At 75.5% G+C, this 7,761-nt stretch carries 1 protein-coding gene; it reads right to left on the bottom strand.

Annotation, left to right across the window (positions count from 1 at the left end):
- Positions 1–7,761, bottom strand: a 7,761-nt coding sequence (locus GCL84_RS15595; protein WP_235926291.1) for a type I polyketide synthase, incomplete at both ends; no start/stop codon positions are given.

Genomic DNA, 7,761 nt, shown 5'->3' with positions numbered 1-7,761 from the left:
GGTGGCCAGCAACGCCTGCGCCTCGATCGGGTCGCCCAGCGCCGTGCCCGTGCCGTGCCCCTCGACAGCGTCCACATCGGACGCGGTGAGCCCGGCGTTCGCCAGCGCGCTGCGGATGACCCGCTGCTGCGACGGCCCGTTCGGGGCGGTCAGGCCGTTGGAGGCCCCGTCCTGGTTCACCGCGCTGCCGCGCAGCACCGCCAGGACCGGGTGCCCGCGCTCCTGGGCGACCGACAGCCGTTCCAGCAGGACGACACCCACGCCCTCGGCCCACCCGGTGCCGTCCGCGCCTTCCCCGTAGGCCTTGCAGCGCCCGTCGGCCGACAGGCCGCGCTGGCGCGAGAACTCCAGGAAGGCGTCCGGGCTGGACATCACCGTCGCGCCGCCCGCGAGCGCCATCGAGCACTCACCGGACCGCAGCGCCTGCGCGGCCAAGTGCATCGCCACCAACGACGACGAGCACGCCGTGTCCACCGTGACCGCCGGACCCTCGAAGCCGAACGTGTAGGCCACCCGGCCGGAGGCCACGCTCGAGGCGGTGCCGGTCATGAGGTAGCCCTGGACGTCCTCGGGCACCCGGTCCAGCCGGGTCACGTAGTCGTGGTGGACGATCCCGGTGAAGACGCCGATGTCGCGGCCCTTGGCCGACAGCGGGTCGATGCCCGCCCGCTCCAGCGCCTCCCACGAGGTCTCCAGCAGCAGCCGCTGCTGCGGGTCCATCGCCAGCGCCTCACGTGGCGAGATCCCGAACAGCCCGGCGTCGAACTGGGCGGCGTCGTGGAGGAACCCGCCCGAGCGGGTGTAGCTGGTGCCCGCGTGGGCAGGGTCCGGGTGGTAAAGGCCCTCGACGTCCCAGCCCCGGTCGACCGGGAAGCCGGAGATCGCGTCCCGCCGCTGCGCCACCAGCTCCCACAGCGCCTCGGGGCTGTCCACCCCGCCCGGCAGCCGGACGCTCATCGCCACGATCGCGATCGGCTCGTTCGAGAACGCCCCAGCGGCGGCCACCGGCGCGGCCGGGCGCTCGCCCAGCAGCTCGGCCCGCAGGTAGGCCGCGAGCAGGGCCGGTGTCGGGTAGTCGAAGGCCAGCGTGTTGGGCAGGTCGACACCCGTGTGGTCGCGCAAGCGGTTGCGGAGCTTGACCGCACTCAGGGAGTCGAAGCCGAGGCCCTGGAAGGACTGGTCGGTGTCGAACCCGTCCGACTCGCGGTGGCCGAGGACGACGGCGGTGCTCTCGCGCACCAGGTCCAGCACCACGCGGTGCTGCTCGGCGGCCGACAGCCCGGCCAGCCGGTCAGCGAACGCGCCCGTCTCCCCCGGCACGACGACCCGCCGGGCCAGCGGCGCCTGCCGCGGCTCGACCCGCGCGGTCTCGACGCGCGCCGCGCCCAGGGTCACCGGCCCGAGCAGGGCGACCGGCTCGCCGGTCGAGTCCGCGAGTTCCACCAGGCGCCTGCCGTCCGGCGTCGAGGTGACGCGGAGTCGCAGCGCCGCGGCGCCTTCGGCGTAGACCGCCACGGCGTCGAAACCCGTCGCCTCGCCGGGCAGGGTGTCCAGCACGGCGTCGAGGAGCACCGGGTGCAGGGCGTAGGCCGCGGCGTGGTCGGCGAGGTCGTCCGGGAGCGCGATCTGCTTGTCATGCCCCGACCGGAGGTCGAACGCGGGCTCCGGCAGGCCGGGGACCAGCACCGCGCGGGCGTGGCACGTCCACGCACCCGCGTCGACAAGTCGACTGTGGACGGTGACCGGGCGGCGGCCGTCCTGGCCGGGCGCGTCGACGGTCACCCGGACCTGGCTCTCCCCGGGCAGCGGCGACTCGACGACGACCTGTTCCAGGCTGCCGCACCCGACCTCGGCCCCCGCGTTGACGATCATCTCCACGAGCGCGCCCGTGCCGTTCGCCCGGCTCCCGCCGGACCCGACCCAGTAGCGCTGGTGCTGGAACGCGTAGGTGGGCAGCTCGGTCCCGGTGGCCCCGCCCCGCCCGCCGAGCACGGCCGACCAGTCGACCTCGACGCCGCGCACGTGCAGCTCCGCCAGCGCGGTCAGGACGTCAGCGACCTCGGCGCCGTCCTTGCGCAGGGTGGCCACGCAGCTCTGCTCCGGTCCGCCGAGCGTGCCCAGCGCCATCGCGGCGAGGACCCCGCCCGGACCGATCTCCAGGAACGTCGTCGCCCCCTGGTCGCGCAGCGCGGTGACGGCGTCGCCGAAGCGCACGGTGTTCCGCGCCTGGTCGACCCAGTAGTCAGCGGTGGCCAATCGCCCGTCCGCGATGAGGTCGCCGGTCAGCGTGGAGACGACGGGCAGCGAGCCGGGCCGGTAGGACAAGCTCTCGGCGACCGCGCGGAAGTCGTCGAGCATCGGCGCCATGAGCGGCGAGTGGAAGGCGTGGCTGACCGCCAGCCGCCGGGTCTTGCGGCCGCGACCGGCCAGACCGGCGGCGATGGCGAGAACGGCTGCCTCGGCGCCGGAGAGCACGACCGAGTCCGGGCCGTTGACCGCCGCGACACACACCGTGCTGTCGAGCAGCGGCGCGACCTCGGCCTCGGTCGCCTGGACGGCGACCATCGCGCCGCCCTCGGGCAACGTCTGCATCAGCAGGCCGCGCGCGGCGATCAGCGTGCCCGCCTCGTCCAGGTCCAGCACGCCGGAGACGTGCGCGGCGGTGATCTCGCCGATCGAGTGGCCCGCGAGCAGGTCGGGCCGCACGCCCCAGGACTCGAAGAGCCGGAACAGCGCCGTCTCCACGGCGAACAGCGCGCCCTGGGTGTACATGGTCTGGTCGAGCAGGTCGCTGCCGGACGCGAACACGACCTCGCTCAGCGGGCGGGCCAGATGGCCGCGCAAGTGCTGCTCGACGGCGGCGCACGCGGCGGTGAACGCGTCGCGGAAGACCGGGTAGGTCTCGGCGAGTGCGCGACCCATGCCCGCCCACTGGCTGCCCTGGCCGGTGAAGAGGACGGCCAGCTTGCCCGCGACCGGGGTGCCGGAGACGACCGCGGGGCTCGCCGCACCCCGCCCGAGGGCGTCCAGGTCCGCGCTGAGCCGCCCGCGGTCGGACGCCAGGACGACCGCGCGGTGGTCGAGGTGGGCGCGCGTGGTGGCGAGCGCCTGGGCGGCGTCGACCAGGCGCACGTCGGGCCGGTCGTCGAGGAAGCGGGCGAGCCGGTCGGCCTGGCCGCGCAGCCCGGCGGCGGTCCGCGCGGACACGGGGACCAGCACGCGGGCGGGTTCCGGGGTGGCGGGCCGGTCGGTGACTTCTTCGGTGACTTCTTCGACGACGACGTGGGCGTTGGTGCCGCCGATGCCGAACGAGGACACCCCGGCCCGGCGCGGGTGACCGGCTCGCGTCCACTCGCGGTTCTCGGTCACCAGCTCCACCGCACCCGCGGACCAGTCCACATTGGACGAAGGGCGGTCCACGTGCAGGGTCCTGGGCAGGACGCCGTGCCGCATGGCCATGACCACCTTGATCACGCCCGCCACGCCCGCCGCCGCCTGCGTGTGCCCGAGGTTCGACTTCACCGACCCCAGCCACAGCGGCCGGTCCGCCCGCCGGTCCTGGCCGTAGGTCGCCAGCAGGGCCTGGGCCTCGATCGGGTCGCCCAGGGTGGTGCCCGTGCCGTGCGCCTCGACGGCGTCCACGTCGGCGGCGCGCAGACCGGCCCGGGCCAGGGCCTTGCGGATCACGCGCTGCTGCGAAGGGCCGTTCGGGGCGGTCAGGCCGTTGGACGCGCCGTCGGAGTTGACCGCCGACCCGCGCACGACCGCTAGCACCCGGTGCCCCCGGCGGCGGGCGTCGGACAGCTTCTCCACCAGCAGCAGGCCCGCGCCCTCGGACCAGCCGGTGCCGTCCGCGCCGTCCGCGAACGCCTTGCACCGGCCGTCGGGCGCCAGGCCGCGCTGGCGGGAGAACTCGACGAAGGTCTCCTCGGTGCCCATCACCATCACACCGCCCGCCAGCGCCATCGAGCACTCGCCGCGGTTGAGCGCCTGCGCCGCCAGGTGCAGCGCGACCAGCGAGGACGAGCAGGCGGTGTCCACCGTGATGGCCGGGCCCTCCAGGCCGAGGTGGTAGGCGACGCGGCCGGAGACGACGCTGCCCGAGCCGCCGGTGAGCCGGTAGCCCTCGACGCCGGGGGCCCGGTGCATCCGCGTGCTGTAGTCGTGGCTGTTGACGCCGACGAAGACGCCCACGTCCTGCCCGGCGAGCGTGGTCGGGTCGATCGCGGCCCGTTCGAAGGCCTCCCAGGACGTCTCCAGCAGCAGCCGCTGCTGCGGGTCCATCGCCAGCGCCTCGTTCGGCGAGATGCCGAAGAACGCGGCGTCGAACCCGGCGGCGTCGTCGAGGAACGCGCCGTGGCGCACGTAGCTGGTGCCCGCGTGGTCGGGGTCGGCGTCGAACAGCCGGTCGAGGTCCCAGCCCCGGTCGTCGGGGAACTCGGTGACGGCGTCGACCCCGTCGACGACCACCCGCCACAGGTCCTCGGGGCTGTGCACGCCCGCCGGGAAGCGGCAGGACATCGCCACGATCGCGATGGGCTCCTCGGTGGTGGCCGGGCCGCTGGGCTCGGCCTGCCCCGGCGACTCGCCGACGAGCTTGGCGCGCAGGTGTTCGGCGAGCGCGGCGGGCCTGGGGTAGTCGAAGATCATCGTCGGCGACAGGGTGAGCCCGGTGGCGGAGGCCAGCCGGTTGCGCAGCTCGACGGCGGTCAGCGAGTCGAACCCGGACGCCTTGAAGGTCCGGCCCGCGGGGACGGCGTCGGCGCCGGTGTGCCCGAGCACCTCGGCGGCGTGCCGCCGGACCAGCTCGACCAGCTCGGCGACGCCCAGCCCGGCGAGTGATCCGCCACTCGCGCGGGCGGCCGGGCGCGGTGCGGGGGCGAGGCCACGCAGCAGCGGCGGGACGGGGCCCTGGGCCGCCGACGCGCGCAGGGCGGGGACGTCGAACCTCGCCGCGACGAGGCAGGCGTCGTCGACGCCCAGCGCGGCGTCCAGCAGGGCCAGGCCCTCGGCGGCGGTGAGGCCGACCATGCCGGTGCGCTCGGTGCGCCGCAGGTCGGCGGCGCCGAGGTGCTCGGTCATGCCGCTGATCTCGGCCCAGTAGCCCCAGGCCACGGACACGGCGGGCAGGCCGAGGCCGTGGCGGTGCTGGGCGATGGCGTCCAGGCAGGCGTTGGCGGCGGCGTAGTTGCCCTGGCCGGGGTTGCCCAGCACGCCCGCCGCCGAGGAGAACAGCACGAACGCGGCCAGGTCCAGGTCGCGGGTGAGCTCGTGCAGGTGCAGCGCGGCGTCGACCTTGGGGCGCAGCACGGTGTCGACCCGCTCCGGGGTCAGCTCGGTGAGCACGCCGTCGTCGAGGACCCCGGCGGTGTGCACCACGGCGGTGAGCGGGTGCTCGGCCGGGATGGCGCGCAGGACGGCCTCGACCTGGTCCCGGTCGGCGGTGTCGCAGGCGGTGACGGTGACCGACGCGCCCAGGGCGGTCAGCTCGTCGCGCAGGTCGGGCGCGTGGCCGCGGCGGCTGACCAGGACCAGGTGCCGGACACCGTGTTCGGTGACCAGGTGCCGGGCGGTCAGCGCGCCGAGCGTCCCGGTGCCACCGGTGATCAGCACGGTGCCGTCGGGGGCGAGCGGGCGCTGCCGGGTCTCGGGGAACGGCGCCCGCGCCAGGCGCGGCACCTGCGCGACGCCGTTGCGGACCCGGACCTGCGGCTCACCACTGGCCAGCACGGCGGGCAGCGCGGCGGGGTCGTCCAGGTCGGCCAGCACGATCCGGCCGGGGTGCTCCGACTGGGCCGAGCGCACCAGACCCCACACGGCCGCCGCGCCGAGGTCGGCGCTGTCCCCCGTGACCACGGCCAACCGGGTCCCGGCCGTGGTCGGGTCGGCCAGCCACGCCTGGATCACGGCCAGCGCCTCGCCGACCGCCGCGCGGGGGTCGGCGGCGGTGACGTCGTGCCGGAGGGCGTTCGGCGACTCGTCCACAGTGGGCAGTGACAGCCCGGTCCACTCGACGCGGAACAGGGAGTCGGCGGGCGGCGCGTCGGTGACCCCGGCGAACGGCGTGCCGACGAGCCCGCCGATGGCCATGACGGGCTGCCCGGTGGGATCGGCCAGCACCAGACCGGTCCCACTCGGTCGCACGGTCAGCGCGGCGGCTCCGGAGGCCAGCAGGGACACGCCGGTCCACACGGCCGGGAGCGTGCCTGCGGGGACGGCCGTGCGGACGGCGGCGTCGAGCAGCAGGGGGTGGATGCCGTAGCGGTCCGCGTCGATCTCGTCCAGGGTGACCTCGGTGGCGGGCCCGGTGGCCGCGGGCACCTCGACCGCGGCGGGGGCCAGGACGCCGTGCGCGTGCCGCTTCCAGTGGGTGTCCAGCTCGGCGCCCACGGGGCGGGAGTAGACCTCGACCGCGCGCCGCCGGGTGCCGTCGGGCGCGCCGACGACGACCTGGAGGTCGCGGGGCAGGACCACGGGCTCGTCGACGGTCAGGACGTCGAGGGCCGGGGTCCCGGCCAGGTCGCCGAGCCGCAACGCCACCTCGACCAGGGCCGAGTTCGGCACCAGGCCGTCCGCCAGCCAGGGCAGCGTCCGGGGCGTCCAGCGCGCCGTGGCGGTGAGCCCCGCCGAGTTCGGGCTGCTGACGACCGCGCCGAGCAGCGGGTGCCCGGTGCCTGCCTGCCCGAGCGTGGCGGCGTCGGTGGTCGAGCCGGTGCTCTCCAGCCAGTAGTGCGTGCGGTCGAAGGCGTAGGTCGGCAGGTCCACCCAGCCGGTCGACGCGGGCACCACCGGCGCCCAGTCGACGCGGACGCCGCGCGCGAACAGCTCGCCCATCGAGGTCAGCAGCCGCCGCAGGCCGCCGTCGTCGCGGCGCAGCGACCCGATCGCCACCGCGCCGTCGACCTCGGCGACCGGCTGGACCAGCACCGGGTGCGCGCTGACCTCCACGAAGACCTTGTGCCCCTGCCCGAGCAGGTCGGCCACGGCCGGGCCGAACCCGACCCGGTCGCGCAGGTTGCGATACCAGTACCCGCCGTCGACGACCCCCGCGCCCTGGACCCAGCCGCCGGTGACGGTGGAGTAGAACGGGGTCGTCGGCGCCTGGGCGTCGACGCCCGCCAGCGCCAAGGCCAGCGTGTCGCGCAGGTCCTCGACGTGGCGGGTGTGCGAGGCGTAGTCCACGGCCACCCGCCGCACCCGGACACCCTCGCCCGCCAACGCCGCCACGACCTCGTCCAGCGCCGCGGCGTCGCCCGCGACCACGACGGAGGCGGGGCCGTTCACCGCCGCGACCTCGACCCGACCGGCCCACGGCGCCAACCGCGCGGCCACCTCGTCGACGGCCAACGCCACCGACGCCATGCCACCGCGCCCGGACAACTCGGCGGCGATGGCCCGACTGCGCAACGCCACCACCCGCGCCGCGTCCTCCAACGACAACGCACCAGCCACACACGCCGCCGCGATCTCACCCTGCGAGTGCCCCACCACCGCGTCCGGCACCACACCGACCGACGACCACACCGCCGCCAAACCCACCATCACCGCGAAACAAGCGGGCTGCAACACATCCACCCGGTCCGACAGCCCCGGCTCGACGTCACCACGCAGAACGTCCACAAGGGACCAGTCGACCCACCGCCCAAGCGCGACAGCGCACTCAGCGACCCGCTGCGCGAACACCGGCGAGGCGTCCAACAGCTCACGCCCCATCCCGACCCACTGCGAACCCTGCCCCGGGAACACCCACACGACCTTGCC

The sequence above is a fragment of the Actinokineospora pegani genome (genome assembly GCF_009745975.1).
GTDB classification, from domain to species: Bacteria; Actinomycetota; Actinomycetes; order Mycobacteriales; family Pseudonocardiaceae; genus Actinokineospora; species Actinokineospora pegani.
Note: the sequence above shows the minus strand (reverse complement) of the source record. Positions and strands in the feature narration are given on the sequence as shown.